Source organism: Pseudomonas sp. COW5, assembly GCF_026240005.1.
Classification (GTDB): domain Bacteria; phylum Pseudomonadota; class Gammaproteobacteria; order Pseudomonadales; family Pseudomonadaceae; genus Aquipseudomonas; species Aquipseudomonas kribbensis.
On sequence record NZ_JAPHVP010000001.1, the window covers coordinates 5,646,466 to 5,670,500 of the forward strand.

24 protein-coding genes are annotated in these 24,035 nt (G+C 59.9%); 16 read left to right on the forward strand and 8 right to left on the reverse strand.

The window, feature by feature from the left end:
* Positions 1 to 2: 2 nt before the first annotated feature.
* Positions 3 to 1,040: a dienelactone hydrolase gene (locus OQ248_RS25715; protein ID WP_085708151.1), complete on the reverse strand. Its 1,038-nt coding sequence runs from the start codon at positions 1,038 to 1,040 to the stop codon at positions 3 to 5.
* Positions 1,041 to 1,275: 235 nt separating this feature from the next.
* Positions 1,276 to 1,887 carry an FMN-dependent NADH-azoreductase gene (locus OQ248_RS25720; protein WP_265814519.1) on the reverse strand — a complete coding sequence of 204 codons (612 nt, stop codon included), beginning with the start codon at positions 1,885 to 1,887 and terminating at the stop codon, positions 1,276 to 1,278.
* Positions 1,888 to 2,015: 128 nt separating this feature from the next.
* Here OQ248_RS25720 and OQ248_RS25725 point away from each other — a divergent pair, with 128 nt between their 5' ends.
* Together OQ248_RS25725 and OQ248_RS25730 are read left to right on the forward strand one after the other, a co-directional pair.
* Entirely contained in the window at positions 2,016 to 2,924 is a 909-nt protein-coding gene (locus OQ248_RS25725) for a LysR substrate-binding domain-containing protein (protein ID WP_265814520.1), read from the forward strand.
* Positions 2,921 to 3,280 carry an MmcQ/YjbR family DNA-binding protein gene (locus OQ248_RS25730; protein ID WP_085708154.1) on the forward strand — a complete coding sequence of 120 codons (360 nt, stop codon included), beginning with the start codon at positions 2,921 to 2,923 and terminating at the stop codon, positions 3,278 to 3,280. The genes OQ248_RS25725 and OQ248_RS25730 overlap by 4 nt, the downstream gene beginning before the upstream one ends.
* A 2-nt stretch (positions 3,281 to 3,282) precedes the next feature.
* Here the strand turns inward: OQ248_RS25730 and OQ248_RS25735 are convergent, their stop codons facing one another.
* Both OQ248_RS25735 and OQ248_RS25740 read right to left on the reverse strand, forming a co-directional pair.
* Positions 3,283 to 3,711, reverse strand: coding sequence for a DUF1294 domain-containing protein (locus tag OQ248_RS25735; protein WP_265814521.1), 429 nt, complete (start codon positions 3,709 to 3,711; stop codon positions 3,283 to 3,285).
* Complete coding sequence (locus tag OQ248_RS25740) at positions 3,708 to 4,538, reverse strand: undecaprenyl-diphosphate phosphatase (protein WP_114882802.1); 831 nt, start codon at positions 4,536 to 4,538, stop codon at positions 3,708 to 3,710. The genes OQ248_RS25735 and OQ248_RS25740 overlap by 4 nt, the downstream gene beginning before the upstream one ends.
* A 304-nt stretch (positions 4,539 to 4,842) precedes the next feature.
* Between OQ248_RS25740 and OQ248_RS25745 the strand changes: the two genes are divergently transcribed.
* The 9 genes from OQ248_RS25745 (at position 4,843) to OQ248_RS25785 (ending at position 12,971) form a co-directional block, all read left to right on the forward strand.
* The gene (locus OQ248_RS25745) at positions 4,843 to 6,477 is read left to right on the forward strand and encodes a methyl-accepting chemotaxis protein (protein WP_265814522.1); all 1,635 of its coding nucleotides are present in this window, start codon (positions 4,843 to 4,845) and stop codon (positions 6,475 to 6,477) included.
* A gap of 81 nt (positions 6,478 to 6,558) precedes the next feature.
* Positions 6,559 to 7,122, forward strand: a complete 564-nt coding sequence (gene pnuC / locus OQ248_RS25750) for a nicotinamide riboside transporter PnuC (RefSeq protein ID WP_265814523.1) — start codon at positions 6,559 to 6,561, stop codon at positions 7,120 to 7,122.
* A complete protein-coding gene (locus tag OQ248_RS25755) occupies positions 7,119 to 7,643 on the forward strand; it encodes an AAA family ATPase (protein ID WP_265814524.1) in 525 nt (174 codons plus the stop codon). Before pnuC ends, OQ248_RS25755 begins: the two co-directional genes overlap by 4 nt.
* Positions 7,644 to 8,000: 357 nt before the next feature.
* Positions 8,001 to 8,450 carry a hypothetical protein gene (locus OQ248_RS25760; protein ID WP_119426168.1) on the forward strand — a complete coding sequence of 150 codons (450 nt, stop codon included), beginning with the start codon at positions 8,001 to 8,003 and terminating at the stop codon, positions 8,448 to 8,450.
* A gap of 1 nt (position 8,451) precedes the next feature.
* Positions 8,452 to 9,021, forward strand: coding sequence for an adhesin (locus tag OQ248_RS25765; RefSeq protein WP_119426169.1), 570 nt, complete (start codon positions 8,452 to 8,454; stop codon positions 9,019 to 9,021).
* Between the two features lie 68 nt (positions 9,022 to 9,089).
* Positions 9,090 to 10,082, forward strand: coding sequence for a heme utilization protein (locus OQ248_RS25770; RefSeq protein WP_265814525.1), 993 nt, complete (start codon positions 9,090 to 9,092; stop codon positions 10,080 to 10,082).
* 63 nt (positions 10,083 to 10,145) lie between these two features.
* Entirely contained in the window at positions 10,146 to 10,826 is a 681-nt protein-coding gene (locus OQ248_RS25775; protein ID WP_119426171.1) for a C39 family peptidase, read from the forward strand.
* A 44-nt stretch (positions 10,827 to 10,870) separates the two neighbouring features.
* The gene (locus OQ248_RS25780) at positions 10,871 to 11,617 is read left to right on the forward strand and encodes a hypothetical protein (RefSeq protein ID WP_265814526.1); all 747 of its coding nucleotides are present in this window, start codon (positions 10,871 to 10,873) and stop codon (positions 11,615 to 11,617) included.
* Positions 11,618 to 11,663: 46 nt separating this feature from the next.
* Positions 11,664 to 12,971 carry a hypothetical protein gene (locus OQ248_RS25785; RefSeq protein WP_265814527.1) on the forward strand — a complete coding sequence of 436 codons (1,308 nt, stop codon included), beginning with the start codon at positions 11,664 to 11,666 and terminating at the stop codon, positions 12,969 to 12,971.
* A 96-nt stretch (positions 12,972 to 13,067) separates the two neighbouring features.
* Here the strand turns inward: OQ248_RS25785 and OQ248_RS25790 are convergent, their stop codons facing one another.
* Complete coding sequence (locus tag OQ248_RS25790; RefSeq protein WP_114882782.1) at positions 13,068 to 14,393, reverse strand: sigma-54 dependent transcriptional regulator; 1,326 nt, start codon at positions 14,391 to 14,393, stop codon at positions 13,068 to 13,070.
* Positions 14,394 to 14,737: 344 nt separating this feature from the next.
* Between OQ248_RS25790 and OQ248_RS25795 the strand changes: the two genes are divergently transcribed.
* The 3 genes from OQ248_RS25795 to nhaB all read left to right on the forward strand — a co-directional run bounded on the left by OQ248_RS25795 (position 14,738) and on the right by nhaB (position 18,153).
* Positions 14,738 to 15,004 carry a hypothetical protein gene (locus OQ248_RS25795; protein WP_085708167.1) on the forward strand — a complete coding sequence of 89 codons (267 nt, stop codon included), beginning with the start codon at positions 14,738 to 14,740 and terminating at the stop codon, positions 15,002 to 15,004.
* A gap of 282 nt (positions 15,005 to 15,286) precedes the next feature.
* Positions 15,287 to 16,576, forward strand: coding sequence for a hypothetical protein (locus OQ248_RS25800; protein WP_265814528.1), 1,290 nt, complete (start codon positions 15,287 to 15,289; stop codon positions 16,574 to 16,576).
* Positions 16,577 to 16,650: 74 nt separating this feature from the next.
* Complete coding sequence (nhaB, locus tag OQ248_RS25805; protein WP_085708169.1) at positions 16,651 to 18,153, forward strand: sodium/proton antiporter NhaB; 1,503 nt, start codon at positions 16,651 to 16,653, stop codon at positions 18,151 to 18,153.
* Positions 18,154 to 18,198: 45 nt separating this feature from the next.
* On the opposite strand, the gene OQ248_RS25810 is transcribed toward nhaB, so the two are convergent.
* From OQ248_RS25810 to gnd, 3 genes are read right to left on the reverse strand one after another with little or no spacing between them, the layout of a single operon-like run.
* Positions 18,199 to 19,008: an HAD family hydrolase gene (locus OQ248_RS25810; protein WP_265814529.1), complete on the reverse strand. Its 810-nt coding sequence runs from the start codon at positions 19,006 to 19,008 to the stop codon at positions 18,199 to 18,201.
* Complete coding sequence (zwf, locus tag OQ248_RS25815) at positions 19,005 to 20,528, reverse strand: glucose-6-phosphate dehydrogenase (RefSeq protein ID WP_085708171.1); 1,524 nt, start codon at positions 20,526 to 20,528, stop codon at positions 19,005 to 19,007. Before zwf ends, OQ248_RS25810 begins: the two co-directional genes overlap by 4 nt.
* Positions 20,525 to 21,505: a phosphogluconate dehydrogenase (NAD(+)-dependent, decarboxylating) gene (gene gnd / locus OQ248_RS25820; protein WP_085708172.1), complete on the reverse strand. Its 981-nt coding sequence runs from the start codon at positions 21,503 to 21,505 to the stop codon at positions 20,525 to 20,527. The genes zwf and gnd overlap by 4 nt, the downstream gene beginning before the upstream one ends.
* A 272-nt stretch (positions 21,506 to 21,777) precedes the next feature.
* Here gnd and OQ248_RS25825 point away from each other — a divergent pair, with 272 nt between their 5' ends.
* Both OQ248_RS25825 and OQ248_RS25830 read left to right on the forward strand, forming a co-directional pair.
* Positions 21,778 to 21,960 (forward strand): DUF6026 family protein, encoded by a 183-nt coding sequence (locus OQ248_RS25825; RefSeq protein WP_085708173.1) that lies wholly within the window; start codon positions 21,778 to 21,780, stop codon positions 21,958 to 21,960.
* A gap of 214 nt (positions 21,961 to 22,174) precedes the next feature.
* Positions 22,175 to 23,923: a phosphoethanolamine transferase CptA gene (locus OQ248_RS25830; protein WP_265814530.1), complete on the forward strand. Its 1,749-nt coding sequence runs from the start codon at positions 22,175 to 22,177 to the stop codon at positions 23,921 to 23,923.
* Positions 23,924 to 24,035: the final 112 nt, after the last annotated feature.

Below are 24,035 nucleotides of genomic sequence, written 5' to 3' on the forward strand. Positions count from 1 at the left end.
GCTTACTGATCCGCCGTCTGCATCCCCGCCCGGGAAGGCTTGCCCAGCGCATGGGAGAAGAACCGCCCGGCTTCGGAAATCAGGTTGCGATGGATGTCTTCGCGATCCACCCCGTCAGCATCGGTGCATAACGCCGGCATCGCACGGATCTGCTCTTCATTGCACGGTGCCATGAACACAAAGTGCCCGGCCCCGGCCAGCAACTTGAAGTCCGGTGCGGTCGGCAGTTTGCGCGCCAGGGCGGCGGCGTTCTTGTCGAAGGCCACCAGTTTGTCGCCATCGCCGCTGTACAGCAGCACCGGCACATGCACGTCGGCCAGGGTGTGCCGGCCGAATTTCAGGCTCAGCGGCGCCATCAACAGCAAGGCGTGGACTCTCGGGTCGGCCACCGGTTGCAGGTCATCGCGATCGACGATCAGTTCGCCCTGGGTGTTGCAGGCGTCGCGGTCGTCCGGACGCTCCTGGCAGTAACGGCGCAAGCGATCCAGGTCAGGTTGCGCGCCTGAAAGAATCAACGCGGTCTCACCACCCGCCGAATAACCGATCACGCCGACCTGATCGGCGTTCACGAACGGCGCAAGCATGCGGTCGCCAAGCGTGGCGGTAATGGCTTCGGAAATCTGGATCGGGCGCCCATAGAGGTTGCTCAAGGTGCCGAGGCGGCTGTGGTCCTTGGAGTTGTCGCCGGGATGAATCACTGCCACCACCACAAAGCCCTTGCGGGCCAGCGATGTGGCGAGGTCGTGCAGGGCCAGCGGCGTGCCGGTGTTGCCGTGGGACAGCATCAGCATCGGAAAGCGGCCGAGGGCGATTTTGGTGTCTTCACCGGCTTCGACCGAATAACCCTCGAGGAGGCTCATGTGCTCGCGGTCGCTGGAGGGATAGAACGCGATGGCACGCATCGGTTGCAGGTCGAGCGGATCGAGGAACGTCATCTCGTGATAACCGACGCTCCAGCGTGGGTGCTGGCCGGGGGCTGCGTGCACTGAATTCAGGCTGCCGAGCAGGCAAATCAGTAACGTTGCACAAAGACGCATCATGGGATGCCCCACCCTGTTGTTACTCAATCGAAAGATCCGTTGTGTTCGACGCCCGAAACTCCGTGGTTCGGTGATCCGGCGCGGCGTTGCACTCAGACGTTGATCGTAAGACTGCATAACCCGGGCCAGATTATGTAACAGTCGGACACAAAAAACTCCGTATCTGGCCCTTGCAGAACCAGAATACAGAGTTTTTTGAGTGTTGCCTGAACGAGAGCTGTTCTTTACGAAAGCCTTACGCTGCGGCGAACAGTTGCTCGCTGATGCGGGCGTGGGCCGCGCTCATGGCGTTGTTGCGAACTTCCTCACCGTAAGCCAGTCCTTCGGCACGGACGATTTCGATGTCGGTGATGCCGAGGAAGCCGAAGACCAGTTTCAGGTAGTCTTCGTGAGCGACGCCCGAAGCCTGGCCGGCGTGGATGCCGCCCGAAGTCGATACGATGATCACTTTCTTGCCACCGCACAGGCCTTCAGGGCCGGCTTCGGTGTAGCGGAAAGTCTGGCCGGCGACGGCGATGCGGTCGATCCAGGCTTTGAGCTGGGTTGGCACGGTGAAGTTGTACATCGGCGCGGCAACAACAATGGCGTCAGCAGCGATGAACTCGGCCAAGGTGGTGGCGCTCAGCTCGGCTTCGTGCTGTTGTGCGGCGTTGCGCAGTTCAGCGGTGGTGCCGGCGGCGACCAGAGTGGTGGACGAGAAGTGGCTGATGGCGTCGGCAGCCAGGTCGCGATAGGTCACGACAGCGCTTGGCTCGGCGGCTTGCCAGGCTTTGACGACTTCGGTGCTCAGCTGACGGGAAGCGGAGTTGTCGCCCAGAATGCTCGAATCGATGTGCAGCAGTTTCATAGTGGAATCTCCTGGAAAGAATCGCCGGTGGCGACGGAATGGAGACAATCCTACCTACGAAACCAATAGCTGATTAGACGGCAACAATGCGATAGTTTGTCCCACTGATAGAACAGTCGGAATTCCCCATGCAAGACCTCAACGATCTCTACTATTTCGCCAAAGTGGTCGAGGCCGGCGGATTCGCCGCTGCCGGCCGCTTGCTGGGCATTCCCAAGTCGCGCCTGTCGCGACGGATTGCCGAACTGGAAGAACGCCTGGGCGCGCGCCTGCTGCAACGCACTACCCGTCAGTTGAAGCTGACCGCAGTCGGCGAACGCTATCTGCGCCACTGCCAGGCGATGCTGCTGGAAGCGGAAATGGCCGACGAGACGGTGGCCAGCATGTCCAGCGAACCCCGTGGCCGCCTGCGGGTTTCGAGCCCGACCGGGCTGGCCCACGAAATGCTGCCGGTGGTGATCAGTAACTTCCTCGGCAAATACCCGCAGGTGCAACTGGAAGTCACCCTGATCAATCGCCGGGTCGACCTCCTCACCGAAGGCATCGACGTCGCCCTGCGTGTTCGCGAACACGGCGACGAAGAACCGATGCTGGTGACCCGCCGTTTGCGTCAGGCGCAAATGGTGGTGGTCGCGAGCCCTTCCTTTATACAGGGCGTGGAAATCAATCATCCGCAGGACTTGAAAAACCTGCCGGTGCTCGGCGCGCTGGAAGCCGATCGCATGGTGCATGTGCGCCTGCTCGATCAGCACGGCAAGAGTTGCGATCTGGCGCTGGAAGCACGGCTGGGCATCGACGACTTCATTGTGCGCAAGGCGTGTGTGCTGGCCGGCCAGGGTTTCACCCTGTTGCCGATGATGTATTGCGAAGCGGAGCTCAACAACGGCACGCTGGTGCAGTTACTGCCGGAGTGGTCGTTGCCCGGCGGCTGGCTGCAAGCGGTGTATCCGCATCGGCGTGGAGTGATGCCGGCGGTGCGCGCGTGGATCGATCATCTGGTCGAATCGTTCAATGCCTGTGGAGAGCGGCTGTTATGAAACAAGGAAAGATGAGCGAGAAGGATGTCGCGGACTTCTGCCTGGCATTGCCCGGTGCCCGGGAAGACTACAAATGGGGCGGTGTGCGGGTTTTTTCGATTGCCGGCAACAAGATGTTCGCCTTGCAGGGGCTGCGCGGCGAGTCGCTGGCGTTCAAGGTCGACAAGGATCTGTTTCTCGGCCATTGCGACCGGCCGGGCATTCACCCGGCGCCGTACCTGGCACGGGCGCAGTGGATCATCATGCACCCGCCCTACCCTTTGGGCGCCGAGGAACTGCGAGGACTGCTGCAACGCTCTCATCAACTGGTGGTGAGCAAATTGCCGAAGAAAACCCAGGTGGGTTTGCTGCTGTAGCCCTACCCCAACGCCAACAGGTTCGAACCGAGGAACAGTTGATCGATCCAGAAAACCTGATGCAGCGCCACGATCACCCAGAACAGAATCTGAAACGACACCTTGCGCGTCTTGTGCCGGAAGACTTGCTGGGCGATCAATGCGCCCGGCCAGCCGCCCGCCAGTTCCACGGCGTGCAGGACGTTTTCCGGAGTGCGCCAGGCGTCGGCGCGAGCCTTGCGCTTGTCCGCCCAGTACAGGAAGAACGCCAGCACGCTGACAATCCCGTAGGCCATCAACGGTACCAATGAGATTCCGCGCAGCCACATCGACAGCGAACCGAACAGCGGCAACGCGCAGACGATCAGCAACACCACCAGCTTCAACTTCAAATGCTGGATGCTGCCACCGGACGGGCCGCGATCCGGGCGGTGTGCGCGGGAGTCACTCATGCCTTGGCCGCCGCCCAGTCCACCCAGCCGAATTGCCAGGTCGCCAGAATCAACAGACCGAACACGATCCGGTACCAGGCGAATGCCGCATAGCTGTGGCTGGCGATGAACTTCAGCAAACCGCGCACGGCGATCATGGCGAAGACGAATGCGGTGACAAAACCGATGGCAAACACCGGGAAGTCCGCGGGCACGAACAGCGCGCGGTACTTGTAGCCCGAATACACCGCCGCACCGACCATGGTCGGCATCGCCAGGAAAAACGAGAATTCGGTGGCAGTCTTGCGCGACAGACCGAACAACAGGCCGCCAATGATCGTCGAGCCGGAGCGCGAGGTGCCCGGGATCATCGCCAGACACTGGGCGAAGCCAACCTTCAGCGCATCCTTCCAGGTGATCTCGTCCACGGTCTCGGCGTGCACTTCATGCTGCCGGCGCTCGGCCCACAGCATGATGAAACCGCCCACCACCAGCGCCGTCGCCACGGTGATCGGGTTGAACAGGTATTTGTGAATCAGATCGGCAAAGATCACGCCCAGCACCACGGCGGGCAGGAAGGCGATCAGCAGGTTGGCGGTAAAGCGTCGGGCACTCGGCTGGGTCGGCAAGCCGATGACCACGTCGAGAATCTTGCGACGAAACTCCCAGACCACCGCGAGAATCGCGCCGAGTTGAATGATGATGTTGAACGCCATGGCGCGTTCGCCGCCGAAATTCAGCAGGTCGGCGACGATGATCTGGTGTCCGGTACTGGAAATGGGCAAAAACTCCGTCAGCCCTTCTACAACTCCAAGAATCAGTGCCTGCAAGGCGGTCCAAAGGTCCATCAATCCCCCAAAGAGCGATGCGCTCAGGCATGCCCCGATAGTATTTTTTTACGTTCACTGCGATCAGCGTAGCGGTTTGTTGCTGTACCGATTCCGCGCGCCAAGGATCCACACGAAACGGTCAAAATTCCGTGAAATGGCAACTTGGGTTCAGGTTTTCAGCCACGGGGCCGAAATCCTAACAGACAAGCCGTAATCGCGCTGCCGCGCACTACGACTTGGGTCGCGTATGCCCGGCCACTGAAACGTGGTTGGATGCTGGCGGTGATTTATTACAAGAAAAAGAAATCGGAGTGACAGCGTTATGAACAGCTTGCGCAGTGTGTCGATCAGCCGACGCTTGTGGCTCATCTTGATTGTGGCGGTGGTCATGCTGCTGACCCTGGGCCTGTTGATGCTCAAGCAGATCCACGATGACCTGTATCACGCCAAGGCCCAGAAAACCCAGCATGTGGTGCAGACCGCCAGCGGTTTGCTGACCTACTACCAGGGCCTGGAAGCGGCCGGAACCCTGACCCGCGACGCCGCCCAGAAACAGGCGCTGACCGCGATTCGCGGCCTGCGCTACGACCAGAACGACTACTTCTGGATCAACGACCTCACGCCCGTGATGGTCATGCACCCGACCAATCCCAAGCTCGAAGGCCAGAACCTCTCGGCGATCCGCGACCCGGACGGTTTTGCGGTGTTCAACGAAATGGTCGCCATCGCCAAGGCCAAGGGCGCCGGCATGGTCGATTACCGTTGGCCGAAGCCCGGAGCCAGCGAGCCGGTGGCCAAGACCTCCTACGTGAAACTGTTCGAGCCGTGGGGCTGGGTGCTGGGTTCCGGCGTGTACGTCGACGATGTGCAGGCCGAGTTTCAGGGCCAGGTGATCAAGGCGTCCGTCGTAGGCCTGGTCATCGCACTGATCATGGGCGTGCTGGTGATACTGATTGCCCGCAGCATCGTCCGCCCCTTGCAGGAAACCGTGAACGCCATGGCCAACATCGCCAGCGGCGAAAGCGACCTGACGCGCAGCCTCGATACCCACGGTCAGGACGAAGTCACGCAACTGGCCCATCACTTCAATGCCTTCACCGCCAAGCTGCGCCGGGTGATCGGTGATTTGCAGGTGTCGGCCAGCGCGCTGGGCCAGTCCTCCACTGAACTGGGCAATGACGCGAGTCAGGCCCAACAGCGCAGCCAGCAACAATCGCAGCAGATGGAGCTGGTGGCGACGGCCATCAACGAAGTCACCTACGGCGTGCAGGATGTGGCGAAGAACGCCGAGCATGCTGCTAACGAGATGCGCGATGCCGAAGCCCAGGCGCAGCAAGGCCAGATCAACATCGACGGCAGCCTGCAACAGATCGACAAGTTGTCCGGCACCATCGATCAGGCCGTCGAAGTGATTCGTACGCTGGCAACCGAAAGCACGCAGATCGGCAGCGTTCTGGAAGTGATCCGTTCGATTGCCGAGCAGACCAACCTGCTGGCACTCAACGCCGCCATCGAAGCCGCCCGGGCCGGCGAACAGGGCCGTGGTTTTGCCGTGGTGGCCGATGAAGTTCGTTTGCTGGCGCAACGCACGCAGAAATCCACGGCGGAAATCCAGTCGATGATCGAGCGCCTGCAAAATCATTCCGAAGCCGCCGTGAGGGTGATCGGCGACAGCAGCAAGGCGTCGCAACTGACCATCGAGCAGGCCGGATTGGCCGGTGCGAGCCTCAATGCCATCGGCCAGGCGCTGCGCAACCTCAACGGCCTGAACGCCTCGATCGCCAGTGCGACCCTGCAACAGGCGCACGTGGTCGAGGACATCAACCAGAACGTCACCCAGGCTGCCGGCCTGTCCCACAGCACCGCAATGGCCGCTGAACAGTCGAGTGCTGCCAGCGTGCGACTCGGTCAGTTGAGCGAGCAGTTGAACGGATTGCTGCGCCAGTTCCGCGTCTGATCCCGGTCACCGGTGGGAGCTCACTCCCACCGGTTTTTGGGTACAATCCGCTCCCTCTTTTACTCCCTCCAAGGATCTTGCATGTCCGGGCTCGAACTGTTTGCCGCCGCCCTCGGTGTGATCGCCGTCTGGCTGACGGTCAAACAGAACCCCTGGTGCTGGCCGATCGGGCTGGTCATGGTGCTGCTCTACAGCTGGATCTTCTTCGAGGTGAAGCTGTATTCGGACATGCTGCTGCAAGTGGTTTATGCCGCGCTGCAAGTCTACGGCTGGTGGCAATGGACCCGGGCCGGGACGATGCATGACGGGCGTGAGGTCAGCCGGCTCGACTCCCGTTCGATTCTGCAAGGGTTGGCCATCGGCGCCGTCGGCAGCCTGCTGCTGGGCGCCGCCATGGCGCACTGGACCGATGCCGCGCAGCCCTGGCTCGACGCGGCGTTGACCGCTTTCAGCCTGGTCGCGCAATTCTGGATGGCGCACAAGCGCCTGCAATGCTGGGCGCTGTGGTTCGTGCTGGATGTGATCTTCGTTGGTCTGTTCCTTTACAAGGGCCTTTACCTCACCGCTGCGCTGTACGCCCTGTTCACCCTGATCGCAGTGCAAGGCTGGCGGGAATGGCGCGTCGATCCGGCGTTGCGCGCATGAAAGTCGTTGTTCTGACCGGTCCGGAATCCACCGGCAAGAGCTGGCTGGCGGCCGGACTGCAGCAACAGTTCGGCGGTTTGCGGGTGGACGAGTACGTGCGCTGGTTCATCGAGCAGAATCCTCGGGACACCTGCCTTGCAGACATTCCCGAAATTGCTCGCGGCCAACTGCAGTGGGAAGACGAGGCGCGAGCGCAGCAGCCGTCGTTGCTGATTCTCGACACTCATCTGTTGAGCAATATTCTCTGGAGCCAGACACTGTTCGGCGACTGTCCCGACTGGCTGGAACCGGAACTGCTGGCGCGTCATTACGACCTGCACCTGTTGCTGTCTCCGGAACAGATCGACTGGACGGACGATGGCCAGCGCTGCCAGCCGAAGTTGAGTGAACGACTGGCGTTCTTCAACACCACCAAGACCTGGCTGGAACAGCATCGGCAAGCTTTGCAGATTATTCACGGCGACTGGGCCGAGCGGCAGGCTCAAGCCTTCGACGCCGTACGAAACCTGCTGGCAGATTGACCTGGTTTTCGCGTTGACTGACCCGTGCATTTCCCCCGATTCGGGGTAAAAGTGTCCGATCCTGAAACACTCCCTCTCCTGCAAAGTCCCCGTCTCAACGGCCTTCATCGCTTTGTCACCCGACTTGTTACATCGCTGAAACACCCTTCTGCAAACCCTTGTCCCAGAGCATTGCAACGGCTTTGCCCTGCAGAATCGGCGGAGGTCTGTTTCAACGTTGAAACAGCTTTTGTATCAGCCCTGCACACCTTCGATCCAAACCATTGAAAACCAAGAACATTTAAAAACCGGCACAGCTTTCGCTCTCTCCTTCACAACGCTGACTTGGGCCAGCCCACTGAAGAAGGAATTGCCGCCGTGGGAAATATCAACAAAGCCTTCACTTGCCTTCTGCTGATCGGATCAGCAGCCAGCACATTCCTCAGTTTCAACGTTCAGGCCGAAGGCAATGGCGTGATCGTACTCAATCGCGACGTCCAGCCCATTCCGATCGGGCGCAGCGCTTTCGGCAAAGATCCTTACCCGACCACCGTGAATGCCAACCCGTCCGCTCGCATCGACCAGGCAATGACCAATACCGAACTCAGTGACGGTGACTTTGCCAGCATCGCCAGCGGCTCGTCGATCCGCGGCAACATCTCTGTCGACAACAGCATGCCCGGAATGAACGTCCTGACCAACCCCAATGGTCTGCCCGGCATGAGTGCCGGGCACGGCGGCGGCGGTGGCGGCACGATTTCCAACACCATCAACCGCTCCCTCAGCACGGGACTGGCTCCGCTGACCCGCATGGCCGGAGGCCAATAAGATGAATCGTTCCCTGCTCCTTTTGGCACTCCTCGGCTGCACCAGCGTGATGGCCGACCCAAGCGCCGTGGACAGCGCCAACATTCAGAATTCCGGGGCGCAGTACAACGGCAACTTCAACGTCAACCAGGCCGCCGGCGACCAACAGCAACAGACCAACGTCAAGTCGATTGCCATCGGCACGTCGGCCAGCGCCACCACCACCATTCACCAGAAACTCGACACCCCCGCCGACCGCTCGATCAACGCGAGCTCGACCATCGGCGGCACCTCATTCAGTAACGGCAACGGCGCACTGGGCGTGAACCAGGGTTCCGGGGCCAACAACCAGATGGCCAACGCCATGCGCATCAGCATCAGTGCTGCTCCGCAGAGCGTTGACGATAGCGCCCTTTCCCAACAGAACGTGGCGTTGTTACCGAGCTCAGGAGCAACTGGCACCCCCGGCAGTCGCCAGGTCACGACAAGTGATCAGGCCTTCACCGGCAGTCGAGGGGTCATCCAGGTGAACCAGAGTGCCGGGGTGGGGAACCGAATGGCTAACACCCTGAGCATCCGGGTCGCTGACTGACCCAAACAAGCAGTGCAATTAGAAAGTACCAACACTTAACCAACTAATAAGCACGACGGAGAAACACCATGAAACCTACAATGGCCCTCAAACCACTGGTTTTCGCACTCGCAGCAGTGATGGCAATCGCAGCACAGGCAGGCGGTCGTGATGACAATCACGGTCATGGTCACGATCACGGCCCAAAAGGCCCAACCCTTGAAGAACTGCTGCAAATCGGCGCTGGTGCCGGTGCTGCAGTGCTTGATGTACAAAACAACGCTGGCAACACCGTCCTGAACCAGGGCACCCAAAACAGCGCTGGCATCAGCGGCTCGCTGAACAACTCCAACGGCAACATCGGCGCCAACAACGTTGCCGGCGACGGCAACCAGCAAGACAACGCCGCTGCTCTGGCAACCGCCGACGAAAGTTTCATCTTCGGTTCTGCGGTGTCTGCTTCCAGTGCAACCCAGGTCAACTCCAACAACACCGTTGCCAACTACTCCAGCACTGCCAACGCCGGCATGAACAACGTCGGCAACGGTGGCTCGGGTAACATCGGGGTGAACAACGCCGCCGGCAACTTCAACCAACAGAAAAACAACCTGGCAATCGCTGTATCCGGTGGTCGTGTAGCGCAAGCCGCTGCCGCCGCCAACCAAAGCACCACCGGTCTGCAAGTCGGCAACAACGGCACCCAGACCTACAAAAAAGATACCCTTACTGGCACATTCACCGCAGGCGGCGCATTCGTGGCCGCAGGCACCGCAACCACCAAAGACGATGACCACGGTCATGGCCATGATGGTTATGGCAGCAACGACAGAGGCCATGGCGGCAACGGCGGCAAAGATCAGAAATCTGATTTCGTTGCCGTGGGTGTCTTCGGTCTGGCTGGCGTGACCACTCAACAAGTGATGACCCCAGACGGCTGGAAAAACCCTGTCACCAACAACGCCAGCATGGTCAACGTAGGCAACAGCTGGTCCGGCAACGGTGGCTTCAACAACGCTGCCGGCGTTGGCAACCAACAAAGCAACTCGCTGTCCATCGCTGCAGGTTGCAAAGCCTGCATGTAATCGCGATCGAAACGAAAGCCCCGGAAACGGGGCTTTTCCTCAGTCCGCATAGGCGTATCGATCATGCGTAAGACGACCCTCCTCGCTCTGCTTTGCCTCTCCGGCCTCGCCCAGGCCGCCCAGATGCCCGTGGCTGCCCTGCCGGGTGGCACACTCGTCTACAAGAACGTGCAAAGCATTCGTGAGCGCAAGTTTTCCGACATCGTCGAACAAAAAACCGATTTCAGCTGCGGCGCCGCCGCACTGGCTACGGTACTGCGCCAGGCCTATTGGCTCGACGTCGATGAGGAGCACATCATCAAAGGCATGCTGGTCAACTCCGACCAGGACCTTGTCCGTACTCAAGGTTTTTCGATGCTGGACATGAAGCGCTACATAGAAAGCATCGGCATGCGCGCCAGGGGCTACAAGATCCCTCCGGAAAAACTCGACGCGGTCACTATCCCGGTGGTGGTACTGATGGAAATTCGCGGCTACAAGCATTTCGTGGTGCTGCAGCGGGCAGACAAGGATTGGGTCTACATCGGAGACCCGGTTTTAGGACACAAACGCTACGCCCATGATGACTTTGTCAAAGGTTGGAACGGCATTGTCTTTGCCATCGTCGGCCCCGGATACGACAAGACCAATGCATTACGCAGTCCTCCGGCACCGCTGACCGCCAAGAACAAGCTGGATACCTTCAACCCCGTCAAAGATGCTGAATTGATGGACTTCGGGTTCATACAGAGCGACTTCTTTTAATCGCCGATTATAAAGAGTGGGGCTGGATGTCCCGGGAGCAGCAGATGAAAACCTCATACTGGCTGGCCGCCGCCTGCCTGGCAGCGAGTGCGTCAGGCTATGCCAATGCAGGATTCAAACCCATAGAAATCCAGGATTCGGAGCTGTCACAGCTTCGCGGTCGTTATGTCATGCCGGGGCGGATCATCAGCTTCGGCATCGTCATGAGCAGTACCTGGCGCAACGCCAGCGGTGATCTGATCGGGGCTGCGACCTCGATGCAATTGCAGGCAGCAACCGTAAAACCCGAATTCTATGTCTCGACCATCAAGGAAACCGGCAACGGCAGCACCCCGCAAACGGGTACCGGCTCGGTCATTGGTGGCGCAGGACTCAACAGTTCCCAGGGCGTGACGCAAAGCGTACGCGCCGCCGGCGACGGCAACACGGCCTACAACAACGTGGCAATCAATGTTTCCGAAGCCAACCAGCCCCCCGCACTGGTACCGGCCCAAGGGCAAGCCTTGATGGCCGGACAAACGATTTCCGGCAGTAATGCCGCTGGCAGTGTCGCGGTTTCGGCCACCGGCGGTGGTGTGCAGATGGCCATCCAGGCCGCAGGCAATCAGGGCACTGCCCTGCAACAAGTGGCTCAAGGAGGTCTGCTGCAGAACACCCGCCTGCTCGGAAATGCAAACGTCGTCAACAACCTGACGCAACTCAATGTTGTCCTTAGCAATAACGGCATGAGCGCCGGCGCACTGGACTGCAATTTGAGTCAACTCAGAGCACTACGCAATATCGGATATTGAACTACGCTGAGTCTCGATCCATTGGGCTTAAAGGGACGGCTTATTCATGTATCGATCAGTATCACTGCGTGCCGCTGTATGTTTGAGTACTCTTCTACCCGCGGCGATGCTGCAAGCAGCACCCGATGCGGATGTGGAGACCTTGAAACAGGAACTTCTGGAGCTAAAGCAACGATACGAAGTGCAACAGAAAGCCCTGGCGGTGCTCGAGCAACGAGTCCGCCAGGTCGAAGACCAACCGGCTTCTCCACCACCAAAACGTCTGGCCAAGTCGCCAGCCGACATGAAAGGCAATCCCAAAGTGGCCACCGGTACCGGGGCTGCAGCAGGGTCGGGGGGCGCCGCCGGGGGCAGTGGCGCATCCTATGGCCAGTCGCTGGCCGACGATTCACAACCAGCACAGAGTGTGTCCAACCTGTACGACGAGGCCAGCGGCTTCTTCGGTGGCGGCAAGTTCAGCCTGGAAACCGGCATAACCTATTCGCGTTATGACACTCGCCAGCTGATTCTCAACGGCTTCCTGGCACTGGACTCGATCTTTCTGGGCAACATCAACCTCGACCGGATCAAGGCCGACACCTGGACCCTCGACCTGACGGGCCGCTACAACTTCGATAACCGCTGGCAGTTCGATGTGAACGTGCCTGTGGTGTATCGCGATTCGACTTATCAGTCGGGCGGCGGCAATCAGGGCGCAGCCAACGTCACCACGGAACAGGATGTCTCGCGGGATCCGACCCTTGGCGACGTCAACTTCGGTATCGCCTACAAGTTCATGGACGAGTCGGTGAACACCCCGGACGCGGTGGTCACGCTGCGAGTCAAGGCCCCAACCGGCAAGGATCCGTTCGGCATCAAACTGCGCCAGACCGACGCCAACACCAACCTGTTCGTGCCTGACACGCTGCCGACCGGTAACGGCGTCTGGTCGATCACCCCCGGTATCTCGCTGGTCAAGACGTTTGACCCGGCCGTGCTGTTCGGCAGTTTGTCCTACACCCACAACCTGGAGGAGTCGTTTGACGACATCAGTTCCACGGTCAACCAGAAAACCCCGGGCAAGGTCCGCATCGGCGACAGCTTCCAGATCGGCGCAGGCATAGCCTTCGCACTCAATGAAAAAATGAGTATGTCGTTCTCGGTCTCTGACCTTGTACAACGCAAGAGCAAGCTGAAACAGGATGGCGGGGACTGGGAATCGGTGGTGTCCAGTGACGCCAACGCCGGTTACTTCAACGTCGGCATGACCATTGCGGCCACCGACAACCTGACCATCGTGCCCAACCTGTCCATCGGCATGACCGACGATGCCCCGGACTTTTCCTTCAGCCTGAAATTCCCGTACTACTTCTAACCCGCCCCACCCTGAACGCAACATCATGAAAAGGCCCGCTGCGACTTGCATCGCAGCGGGCCTTTTCAACTTCTTCCTCCGAAGAAGCACCGCGCCCTAGCGGATCTGGTGTTTGTGCAACAAGCGGTAGAACGTCGGCCGGGAAACCCCCAGCACTTTGGCGGCCACACTGAGGTTGTCGCTGTGCCGGTTCAGCACATCGCACAATGCCTGGCGTTCGGCACGGGTCTTGTAGTCTTCGAGGGTGCCCATCGGGGTGGCCAGCGACTGCTGACTGATCAACCCCAGATCACGGGCCTCGATCTGCCGCCCTTCGGCCAGCACCAAGCCGCGTCGCACGCGATTGGCCAGTTCACGGACATTACCCGGCCAGTCGTGCTTGCCCATGGCGATCAGCGCGTCTTCACTGAAGCTGCGCGGCCGGCGGCCGGTTTCGTGGCTGTAGAAATGGGAAAAATGGTTGGCCAGCATCGACAGATCGCCATGCCGCTCTCGCAACGGCGCGGTCACGACTTGCAGCACATTGAGCCGGTAGTACAAATCCTCGCGAAAGCGCTTTTTCTCGATCGCCGCTTCAAGGTCGACGTGGGTGGCTGCCAGCACCCGGACATCCACCGGAATCGGCTGGCTGCCGCCGACTCGCTCGATGTGTTTTTCCTGGAGGAAGCGCAGCAGATTGGCTTGCAGTTCCAGTGGCAGATCACCGATTTCGTCCAGAAACAGGGTGCCGCCGTTGGCCGCCTCGATGCGTCCGACCTTGCGCTGATGGGCGCCGGTGAACGCGCCTTTTTCGTGACCGAACAGCTCGGACTGGATCAAGTGTTCGGGAATCGCCCCGCAGTTGATGGCCACGAATGGTTTGCTGTGCCGTTGCGATTGCCGATGCAAAGTGCGGGCGACCAGTTCCTTACCGGTCCCGCTTTCGCCGCGAATCAGTACCGGGGACTCGGTGGGAGCCAGTTTGCTAAGCAGCTTTCGCAATTCGCGGATCGGTTTGCTGTCGCCGAGCAGCTCGTGTTCCGGCTGGTCCACATGGACATTGCCCTGGCCGCGCAGGCGCGCCATGCCGAACGCCCGGCCGAGGGTGACCTGGACCCGCGACACGTCGAACGGCAAGGTATGAAAGTCGAAAAACCATTCACAAACGAAGTCCCCGACGTTCTGCAGGCGCAACACCTCCTGATTCAGCACGGCAATCCACTCGGTGCCGCTGCGGCTGATCAACTCTTTAACGGCTTCGGGACGTTCCAGGTGAAAGGGCTGCAAACGCAGCAAGCCGACATCGCAACTGCGGTCGGCGGCATTTTCCAGGCTACAGCTGTCAACATCCCAGCCGACCGCACGCAAACCGGGCAACAAACGGTGACAGTCGTCACAAGGGTCGACGACCAATAAACGTCTTAACGCAGGCGCTTCGCTCATGACTGTTCCTTGGCGCCAAATTATAGGAAATGATTGTAAAAACAGTCATTTGGCAGACCTGGCTGTAACATTAGCAAGAATTTGACGGCGCCTTGTATCGATTGCTTATAGGCGTACAAGTGAAGCAGTTATAAGAACCTGTTTTGTTAGTTGGCTATCGACTCGAATCTTTCACCCAGCTTTCAAAAAACGCCGTAACAGAGATTGTATGAAAGAAAGTCGAAATTTCTTCAAATCCTGTGTGACCTGTCAGCGGGTTGCGTGCATCAGTACAAGTAACTCGCCGCACGGTAAGCCCAACCGACGGCACATCACTTGATTGGGCACTACAGAGAGAAGAACCCATGACCGCCCCGCTCCGTATCAACGAAGCTCTTTTGATTGCCAACCACGCATTTAAACCTTTTCAATGCGTGGCCTGGGCCCCACAAGACGGCAATGGCGAACTGAGCCTGACCGTTATTGACCGCACCAACTCGCAGATCGGTCGCACCCGCATTCCAAGCAGCGCCTATTCCGATCCGGCCCAGCTCGAATGCCTGCTGCAACAGGCTCGCGCTGAACTGAGCGACGAAGGTTATGCACTGCAGTCCTGGTCGATGCCACACTGATGCGAGGGCAATGCGGATGACTTTCAAGTCATCCGCCCTCTTCTTTCAAGTTGCTGAATCCTTTTTAACTTCAGCCACTTTGTACAACTTTCCTCCACACTTTCGCGCCTGAATGCTTGGCAGGCTTGCGACTGGTTCAAAAAGTCACTGTTCTGGCACACAACGACGCTCCACCTGTTAGTTCTGTCAGTTGTACTTGTGCGACTACAGGGATTGAATGTTTCGCCATGCAGTTACCGACCCGGCTCCCGGCTGTTGGTCAACTTGCAAGGAGGAGCAGACATGTCAATCCAGTCCGCTATTGCGCTTCCGGCGCTAGCGAATAACGCCGGACAACTCGACAAGAGATTTGCCAGTAACGGCGTGGCTCAGGTTTATTTTTCCGGCAGCACGTCCAGCCTGACCCAGCATGTCGCACTTGATCCGCAAGGTCGTATCCTGATCGCCGCCAAGGTCGGCACGCCTCAAGGCAGCCGTTTCGGCCTGGCCCGCCTGCTGGATGATGGTTCTGCGGATCTTGGCTTCGGCTTTCAGGGCAGCGTGATCGGCCAGTTCGCCTCTGGTTTCGAAGCCACGGGCAGCAAAGTCCAGGTCTTGCCTGACGGGCGGATCCTGCTGGCAGGCCTGCATTACGAGTCCGAACATCGCACCTTGCCCGCCCTCGCCCTGTTCGATGCGCAGGGCCGACCGGTCCCGGAGTTCGGCGACAACGGCCGGAAAATAGTGCGTTTGCCCGGCGATCTGTCCATGGGCACCCGGGACACCTGGCTGCCACCCGGTGTCCCGGGGGCAGAAGCCTGCGATTTTGCAGTCCAGGATGACGGGCATATTCTGTTGATTGCCAACCACCACTGCTCTTTGGCCGACCATGTCGGCATGCTGATCCGCGTCAAACCGGACGGTAATCTTGACGCAACCTTCAACGGCCGAGGGTTTGTCATGGTCCGGCACTTGCTGCTCAATACCTGGCTGGGGGGCTTGTTGCTGCAAGAGGACGGACGAATCGTGGTGGCCGGCGCAATCGATTTTCCTCAGGAAGGCCTGCTCGCGCGCTACCTGCCGGACGGGCAGCTCGACGAACGCTTTGCGCTGGACGGCTTCCTGGCCTTCAAGGCTCAGGGACACAGCGCGCTGGTCAACCAGATCATCGAATCCGCGAATCACCTGCATTGCTTTGGCAGCAGCCGCGACCCGATCCGCTGCATGGCGCTGTCTGTCCACAGCAACGGTCGCGCCGACCTGCACTGCAACAACGGTCAACCCACCCTGCTGGACATCGGCCCCAGCGGCTGCCAGTGGAGCGCCGCACAACGCATGCCGGACGGCCGGCTTATCGCGGCAGGCGCGACGATTGGCGGGGTCGAGGCCGATTTCATCGTTGCGCGTTACCTGGCCGACGGTCGCCTCGACCATAGCTTCGGCGCCGGCCACGGCTGGTTGCGTACGCGACTGGGCCGCAGTCTCGATACCGCTACATCGCTGGCAGTGCAACCGGAAGGCGGGATTCTGGTCGGCGGCTATTCGCTGGATGGCAACTACCGCGCCGTGGTGGCGCGCTATCTGAACCCATGAACAGAAACTTCCCGCACTTGATCTTGCTCAACGCTTGCGGCACCTTGCGCGCTTCTTAAAGCAAGGAGCAACCGATGTCCGGTTCGATGGCCCAGGCGTTCGCGCACAATTTTCTCGGGCATTCGCCCCGCTGGTACAAGGCGTGCATCGTCGGGTTCCTGATTCTCAACGCCGTGGTGCTGTGGTCGGCAGGTCCTGTCGCCGCAGGCTGGCTGTTGGTGATCGAATTCATTTTCACCCTGGCCATGGCGCTCAAATGCTACCCGCTGATGCCCGGCGGCTTGCTGCTGATCGAAGCACTGCTGTTGAAGATGACCACGCCCCAGGCGTTGTATGAAGAGTTACAGCACAACTTCCCGGTGATCCTGCTGTTGATGTTCATGGTCGCCGGCATCTACTTCATGAAGGATCTGCTGCTGTTCCTGTTCTCGCGCCTGCTGTTGGGCGTGCGCTCGAAGATGCTGCTGGCGTTGATGTTCTGCTTTTTGTCGGCGTTTCTTTCAGCCTTTCTTGACGCATTGACCGTGACCGCCGTGATCATCAGTGCCGCCGTCGGCTTCTATTCGGTCTATCACCGTGTCGCCTCCGGCAACGATCCGCGTCAGGACAGCGAATTCAGCGACGATCAGCATTTGCCGAAGCTGCATCACGAGGATCTGGAGCAGTTCCGTGCCTTCCTGCGCAGCCTGCTGATGCATGGCGCGGTCGGGACTGCGCTGGGCGGGGTCTGCACACTGGTTGGCGAGCCGCAGAACCTGCTGATCGGCCACGAGATGGGCTGGCACTTCGCCGAATTCTTCCTCAAGGTCGCGCCGGTGTCCCTGCCGGTGCTGGTGGCCGGTCTGTTGACCTGCATGCTGCTGGAGAAACTGCGCTGGTTCGGTTACGGCACCTTGCTGCCGGACAATGTCCGCGCGGTACTGGCCGATTACGCCCGTGAAGACGATGCCGAACGCACGCCTCGCCAGCGTGCCGCGCTGTTGGTGCAAGGTGCCGCCGCATTGATTCTGATTGCCGGGCTGGCGTTCCATGTCGCCGAAGTAGGCCTGATCGGCCTGATGGTGATTGTCCTGATCACCGCATTTACCGGCATTACCGACGAGCATCGTCTGGGCAGCGCCTTCAAGGACGCCATGCCGTTCACTGCGCTGCTGGTGGTGTTTTTTGCCGTGGTGGCGGTGATCCATGATCAGCAACTGTTCGCGCCGTTGATCCAGTGGGTACTGGCACTGCCTGCCGAGCAGCAACCGGGAATGCTGTTCATCGCCAACGGTCTGTTGTCGGCGATCAGTGACAACGTGTTCGTGGCGACGATCTACATCACCGAAGTAAAACAGGCATTCCTCTCCGGGCACATGAGCCGCGAACATTTCGAAACCCTGGCGATTGCGATCAACACCGGCACCAACCTGCCGAGCGTTGCGACACCCAATGGTCAGGCCGCGTTCCTGTTTCTGCTGACGTCGGCGATTGCGCCGCTGGTGCGTTTGTCCTACGGACGGATGGTGTGGATGGCGTTGCCCTACACCGTGGTGATGGGGCTGCTCGGCTGGTATGCCGTGAGTTACTGGCTGTAGAGACAACAACGGGAGCCCTGGGGCTCCCGTTTTTTTATGCGTCGATCAACGCGGCAAAATGTATTTCTCGATGGCCTGCGCCACACCGTCCTCGGTGTTCGGCCCGGTCACCACGTCTGCCTGACGCTTCACGGCGTCTTCTGCCTGGCCCATGGCGATCGACAGGCCGGCGACATGAAACATCGCCGGATCGTTGCCACCATCGCCAATCGCTGCGGTCTGCGCCAGCGGCACGCCGAGATGCTCGGCCAGAGTCGTCAGTGCGGCGCCCTTGTTGGCCTCCAGCGCCGTCACGTCCAGATACACCGGCTGCGAACGCGACACCTGCGCCATGCCCTCGACCTTCGGCAGCAAACGCGCCTCCAGCTCGATCAACAGGTCGGTGTTGTTGCTGGTCGCGACGATCTTGTCGATGCGCTCCAGATACGGCTCGAAGCTGTCGACCACCACCGGCGGATAACCCAGACCATGTTGTTCGCGAGGAACCATCGGCCCGTGCGGATCCTTAAGCAGCCAGTCGCCGCCACTGAACACCCAGATCTCGACCTCCGGCTGATCGGCAAACAACGCCAGTGCCGTCAACGCCGCAGTGGCTGGCAGGTAGTGAGCGACCAGAATGCTGCCGTCCGGATTGACGATCGTGCCGCCGTTGAATGCGGCAGTCGGCAGATCAACGCCCAGGGCCTCGATCTGTTGCAGCATGGCTTTGGGCGGACGCCCGGTGGCAAGGCTGAACAACACACCCGCCTTACGCAGCGCTCGGACGGAATCGATGGTGCGCTGACTCAGGCTGTGATCGGGCAGCAACAGCGTGCCATCCATGTCGCTCAGCAGAAAACGGATCGGCTCACTCATCCGAGACCATGCCAGACGCGACCATCGCGAGTCAGCAGATCATCGGCAGCCTGAGGCCCGTCTTCGCCGGCAGCGTAACTTTGCACGCTGGCGTCCTGTTGCCAGGCATCGAGGAACGGCTGCACTGCGCGCCAGCCGTTCTCGATGTTGTCGGCGCGCTGGAACAGCGTCTGGTCACCGGTCAGGCAGTCGTAGATCAGGGTTTCGTAGCCGGTGGACGGCTGCATTTCGAAGAAATCCTTGTAGGCAAACCCCAGCTCGATGTTGGCCATGTTCAGCGCCGGCCCCGGCCGTTTGGCCAGCAGGTCGAACCACATGCCTTCGTTGGGCTGGATCTGGATGCGCAGATAGGTCGGCTGCAATTCGTCGACCTCAGTGTCGCGGAACTGCGCATACGGCGCCGGTTTGAAGCAGATGACGATCTCGGTGTCGCGCACACTCATGCGCTTGCCGGTACGCAGGTAGAACGGCACGCCGACCCAACGCCAGTTGTCGATCATCACCTTGAGCGCCACGTAGGTTTCGGTGGTGCTGTCGGGCGACACGTTGGCTTCTTCGCGATAACCGGCCAACGGCTTGCCGTCGATTTCGCCGGCACTGTATTGGCCGCGCACCGAGTTGGCCCGCGCTTCTTCGGTGGTCCATGGACGGATCGCGCCGACCACCTTGGCCTTCTCGCCCCGCACCGCATCGGCACCGAACGCGGCCGGCGGCTCCATCGCCACCATGGCCAGCAACTGGAACAGGTGATTGGGCACCATGTCCCGCAGGGCGCCGGTGTGTTCGTAGAAACTGCCACGGGTTTCGACGCCGACGGTTTCGGCGGCGGTGATCTGCACGTGATCGATGTAGTGGTTGTTCCAGAAGGCCTCGAACAGGCTGTTGGAGAACCGGCTGACCAGAATGTTCTGTACGGTTTCCTTGCCCAGATAGTGATCGATCCGGTAGATCTGCTTTTCCGACATCACCTTGAGCAGGCAGGCGTTCAACGCCTCCGCGGTTTGCAGGTCGGAGCCGAACGGTTTTTCGATCACTACCCTTCTGAAAGCTTCCGGGGTTTCTTCCAGCAGTTTCGCGGCGCCGAGGCGACGCACCACTTCGCTGAAGAAACGTGGCGCGGTGGCCAGGTAGAACACCGCATTGCCGGTGCCGCTGTCGGCGATTTTCGCCGCCAGCGCGGAATAAGTGCTGTCGTCCAGGAAATCGCCCTGGACGTAGCTGATACCTTTGGCGAGCTTGGCCCACAAAGCCGGATCAAGCATCTGATCGCCCTTGCCGACCTTCGCCGCCACTTCGGTGCGGATGAAGTCTTCGAGCTTTTGGGCGAAGGCTTCATCCGTGATGGCGTTGTGGTCAACGCCAACGATCCGCAGATTTTCGTCAAGCAAGCCGTCGCGACTGAGGTTGTACAGCGCCGGCATCAGCAAGCGCTTGACCAGGTCGCCGTGGGCACCGAACAAAAACAGCGTGGTCGGTGGTGCGGGTTCTGCCTTGGATTTTCTGCGGATCGTATGGGTCATTTCTTCGCAGTCTCTACGTGGCCGCCGAAGCCGAAGCGCTGGGCCGAGAGGATCTTGTCACCGAACGTGCCCTGACCGCGGGAGCGGTAGCGCGAGAACAGCGAGTTGGACAGCACCGGGACCGGCACCTTTTGTTCCATTGCCGCTTCGATGGTCCATTGACCTTCGCCGCTGTCGGCCACGGAGCCGGAAAAACCGTCGAGTTTCGGGTCGACCGCCAGGGCATCGGCGGTCAGGTCGAGCAGCCACGACGACACCACGCTGCCACGACGCCAGACTTCGGCGATGTCGGCCACGTTCAGGTCGAAACGCTGATCCTCCGGCAGAAGCTCGCTGGACTTGGTCTTGAGGATGTCGAAGCCTTCGGCGAAGGCCGCCATCATGCCGTACTCGATACCGTTGTGAATCATCTTCACGAAGTGACCGGCACCGGCAGGACCTGCGTGGATGTAGCCGTGTTCGGCACGGTGATCGTCGGACTTGCGGTCCTTGGTGCGCGGGATGTCGCCCATGCCCGGGGCCAGTGCGGCGAACAGCGGGTCCAGACGCTTAACGGTCTCGGCATCACCGCCGATCATCATGCAGTAGCCGCGCTCCAGCCCCCAGACGCCACCGGAGGTGCCGACGTCGATGTAGTGCAGGCCCTTCTCGGCCAGGGTCTTGGCCCGGCGGATATCGTCCTTATAGTTGGTGTTGCCGCCATCGATGATGGTGTCGCCCGCCTCGAGCAGCGTGCTCAGGGTTTCGATGGTGTCTTCGGTCGGCGCGCCGGCCGGCAGCATGACCCACACGGCACGCGGCTTGGCCAGGCCTGCGACCAGCGCAGGCAGATCGGCAACGCCGGTAGAGCCCTCGGCGGCCAGGGTGTCGACAAAGGCGGTATTGCGGTCGTAAACAACGGTGGTGTGACCGTTGAGCATCAGACGCCGTGCAATATTGCCGCCCATGCGGCCCAGTCCAATAATCCCGAGTTGCATGTGCTGATGCTCCTTACTACAAATAAAAGTGTGTCAAAGGTTATAGCCCAACGCTCTCATGGAGGTTAGTCCAGAGCGTCGGTGTGAAGTTTCCGGGCATTGTGCCCGATCCAGACTGATAACGTCGGGAAACGTGGTGAAGACACAACGACCATGAAAAATAAAAAAGTTCCATTCACGAGCAAAAGAAACCAGAATCGGCGCCGATAGCAGATCAGCGCCCGTTATCGGGAGCGATCTGCAGTTGAGACACGCCATTTGCGAGGTGAGCAATGGGCACAGTACACACAGCAATGCCGCCACAAACCCTGTACGTCACGATCCGCCGCGATGAACTTCGTCAGTTGAAGGACGAACGCGACCAGCTTAAACAAGAGCTGGCGCAACTGCGCCTGATGACCCAAGGCGTCGAGCCAAAGCCTCTGCCACGCGTCCAGCGCTCACCCCACGCCTGATCGCCCGCCGGATCCGGGAACCGCAGCCCTGCCGTTCCCGACATGATCCGCCCTCTGCCATTTGCGGCAACTAACGAAGTTTTCACATTCGCTTGTTGATACTCCGGCCCATTCTGCCGTGCGTGTCCGCGCGCGGCTTCCGTTCGTCGGTTTCATGCTCCCGATTTCATGAAACGTCCCGGCGGTGGCAATGGTGACTGAGTTGGAGTGCTGAATGGCATGGTTTAAACGCAGCAAGACTGCTGCGGCAGGTTTTGACTGGGCCGGTTTCATCTGGCTGTTTGTGTTCTTCTGGTACTTCTCCGGTATCACTCAACTGCTGATCCAGCTGACCGGCACCTCTGGCTTCACCGGATTCCGTCAGGCATTCGTGATGAGCGCAGTCTGGCTCGCGCCGATGCTGCTGTTCCCCAAACGCACCCGCCTGCTCGCCGCCGTGATCGGCGTGATGCTTTGGGCGTGTTCGATGGCCAGCCTGGGCTACTTCTTCATCTATCAGCAGGAATTCTCCCAGAGCGTCATTTTCATCATGTTCGAGTCGAACGTGTCGGAGGCCGGCGAGTACATCACCCAGTACTTCGCCTGGTGGATGATTCCTGCGTTCCTCGCTCACACCGCGTTCGCCTACTTCCTGTGGACCCGCCTGCGTCCGGTCTACATGCCGCGTGGCCGCGCCTTCGTGGCCGCCATGGCGATCCTGATCGCGGTGGTTGGTTATCCGCTGATCAAGCAGACCCAGCGCACCGGCAGCTTCGCCGGCGGCTTCGAGAAATTCGAAACCCGCATCGAACCCGCCGTGCCATGGCAGATGGCCGTGGCCTATCACCGCTACCTGGAAACCCTGGGCGAGATGCAGGGCATGCTCCACAGCGCGAGCAAGATTCCGCCGCTGCACAATCTCAAGGATGCCGGCGCCAATCAGCCTGCGACCCTGGTGCTGGTGATCGGCGAGTCCACCAACCGCCAGCGCATGAGCCTCTATGGCTATCAGCGCAAGACCACGCCGGAACTGGACAAGCTCAAGGACCAACTGTCGGTCTTCGATAACGTCGTCACCCCGCGCCCGTACACCATCGAAGCGCTGCAGCAGGTGCTGACTTTCGCCGACGAAGAAAACCCGGATCTGTACCTGTCCACGCCGTCGCTGGTCAGCATGATGAAACAGGCGGGCTACAAAACGTTCTGGATCACCAACCAGCAGACCATGACCAAGCGCAACACCATGCTCACGACCTTCTCCGAACAGGCCGACGAGCAGGTGTACCTGAACAACAACCGCAACCAGAACGCCGCGCAGTACGACGGTGACGTGATCGAACCGTTCAACAAGGCCCTGACCGACCCGGCACCGCGCAAGCTGATCGTCGTGCATCTGCTGGGCACGCACATGAGCTACCAGTACCGTTATCCGCCGAGCTACGACAAGTTCCAGGACCGCAATGGCGTTCCGGCTGGCGTGCGTGACGATCAGGTGCCGACCTACAACAGCTACGACAACGCGGTGCTGTACAACGACTTCGTGGTCTCGAGCCTGATCAAGGACTACGCCAAGTCCGATCCGAACGGCTTCCTGCTGTACCTCTCCGACCACGGTGAAGACGTGTTCGACTCGGCGGGCCATAACACCCTGGGTCGTAACGAAAACAAACCGACCGCGCCGATGTACACCATTCCGTTCATGGCCTGGGCGTCGCCGAAGTGGCGTGAAAACCACGACTGGAGTTTCGCCGCGGATCTGAGCCGGCCGTATAGCAGCGCCCACCTGATTCACACCTGGGCGGACCTGGCCGGTCTGAGCTTCGATGAACTGGACCGCAGCAAAAGCATCGTCAGCGACAGCTTCAAACAGCGTCCGCTGTTGATCGGCAACCCTTACGAGCGTGAACAGCGAGCACTGATCGACTTCAGTCTGATGAAGCCGAAAAAGCCCGACGAAGCGCCGAAAGAAGTGGTCAAGCAGTAACCTGAAAAGGGCCGGAAACGGCCCTTTTTTCATTCTGTCGCAACACCTCGAAATGACAATATTTCTCGTTTGTTACTAAATCGCCCTCTCCCGCTTCGTCTTTGAACCAAAG

Excerpts from the sequence above, each read along its gene's own strand:
- OQ248_RS25715 (WP_085708151.1), bottom strand. The coding sequence starts at position 1,040 with ATGATGCGTCTTTGTGCAACGTTACTGATTTGCCTGCTCGGCAGCCTG.
- OQ248_RS25720 (WP_265814519.1), bottom strand. The coding sequence starts at position 1,887 with ATGAAACTGCTGCACATCGATTCGAGCATTCTGGGCGACAACTCCGCT.
- OQ248_RS25725 (WP_265814520.1), top strand. The coding sequence starts at position 2,016 with ATGCAAGACCTCAACGATCTCTACTATTTCGCCAAAGTGGTCGAGGCC.
- OQ248_RS25730 (WP_085708154.1), top strand. The coding sequence starts at position 2,921 with ATGAAACAAGGAAAGATGAGCGAGAAGGATGTCGCGGACTTCTGCCTG.
- OQ248_RS25735 (WP_265814521.1), bottom strand. The coding sequence starts at position 3,711 with ATGAGTGACTCCCGCGCACACCGCCCGGATCGCGGCCCGTCCGGTGGC.
- OQ248_RS25740 (WP_114882802.1), bottom strand. The coding sequence starts at position 4,538 with ATGGACCTTTGGACCGCCTTGCAGGCACTGATTCTTGGAGTTGTAGAA.
- OQ248_RS25745 (WP_265814522.1), top strand. The coding sequence starts at position 4,843 with ATGAACAGCTTGCGCAGTGTGTCGATCAGCCGACGCTTGTGGCTCATC.
- pnuC (WP_265814523.1), top strand. The coding sequence starts at position 6,559 with ATGTCCGGGCTCGAACTGTTTGCCGCCGCCCTCGGTGTGATCGCCGTC.
- OQ248_RS25755 (WP_265814524.1), top strand. The coding sequence starts at position 7,119 with ATGAAAGTCGTTGTTCTGACCGGTCCGGAATCCACCGGCAAGAGCTGG.
- OQ248_RS25765 (WP_119426169.1), top strand. The coding sequence starts at position 8,452 with ATGAATCGTTCCCTGCTCCTTTTGGCACTCCTCGGCTGCACCAGCGTG.
- OQ248_RS25770 (WP_265814525.1), top strand. The coding sequence starts at position 9,090 with ATGAAACCTACAATGGCCCTCAAACCACTGGTTTTCGCACTCGCAGCA.
- OQ248_RS25775 (WP_119426171.1), top strand. The coding sequence starts at position 10,146 with ATGCGTAAGACGACCCTCCTCGCTCTGCTTTGCCTCTCCGGCCTCGCC.
- OQ248_RS25780 (WP_265814526.1), top strand. The coding sequence starts at position 10,871 with ATGAAAACCTCATACTGGCTGGCCGCCGCCTGCCTGGCAGCGAGTGCG.
- OQ248_RS25785 (WP_265814527.1), top strand. The coding sequence starts at position 11,664 with ATGTATCGATCAGTATCACTGCGTGCCGCTGTATGTTTGAGTACTCTT.
- OQ248_RS25790 (WP_114882782.1), bottom strand. The coding sequence starts at position 14,393 with ATGAGCGAAGCGCCTGCGTTAAGACGTTTATTGGTCGTCGACCCTTGT.
- OQ248_RS25795 (WP_085708167.1), top strand. The coding sequence starts at position 14,738 with ATGACCGCCCCGCTCCGTATCAACGAAGCTCTTTTGATTGCCAACCAC.
- OQ248_RS25800 (WP_265814528.1), top strand. The coding sequence starts at position 15,287 with ATGTCAATCCAGTCCGCTATTGCGCTTCCGGCGCTAGCGAATAACGCC.
- nhaB (WP_085708169.1), top strand. The coding sequence starts at position 16,651 with ATGTCCGGTTCGATGGCCCAGGCGTTCGCGCACAATTTTCTCGGGCAT.
- OQ248_RS25810 (WP_265814529.1), bottom strand. The coding sequence starts at position 19,008 with ATGAGTGAGCCGATCCGTTTTCTGCTGAGCGACATGGATGGCACGCTG.
- zwf (WP_085708171.1), bottom strand. The coding sequence starts at position 20,528 with ATGACCCATACGATCCGCAGAAAATCCAAGGCAGAACCCGCACCACCG.
- gnd (WP_085708172.1), bottom strand. The coding sequence starts at position 21,505 with ATGCAACTCGGGATTATTGGACTGGGCCGCATGGGCGGCAATATTGCA.
- OQ248_RS25825 (WP_085708173.1), top strand. The coding sequence starts at position 21,778 with ATGGGCACAGTACACACAGCAATGCCGCCACAAACCCTGTACGTCACG.
- OQ248_RS25830 (WP_265814530.1), top strand. The coding sequence starts at position 22,175 with ATGGCATGGTTTAAACGCAGCAAGACTGCTGCGGCAGGTTTTGACTGG.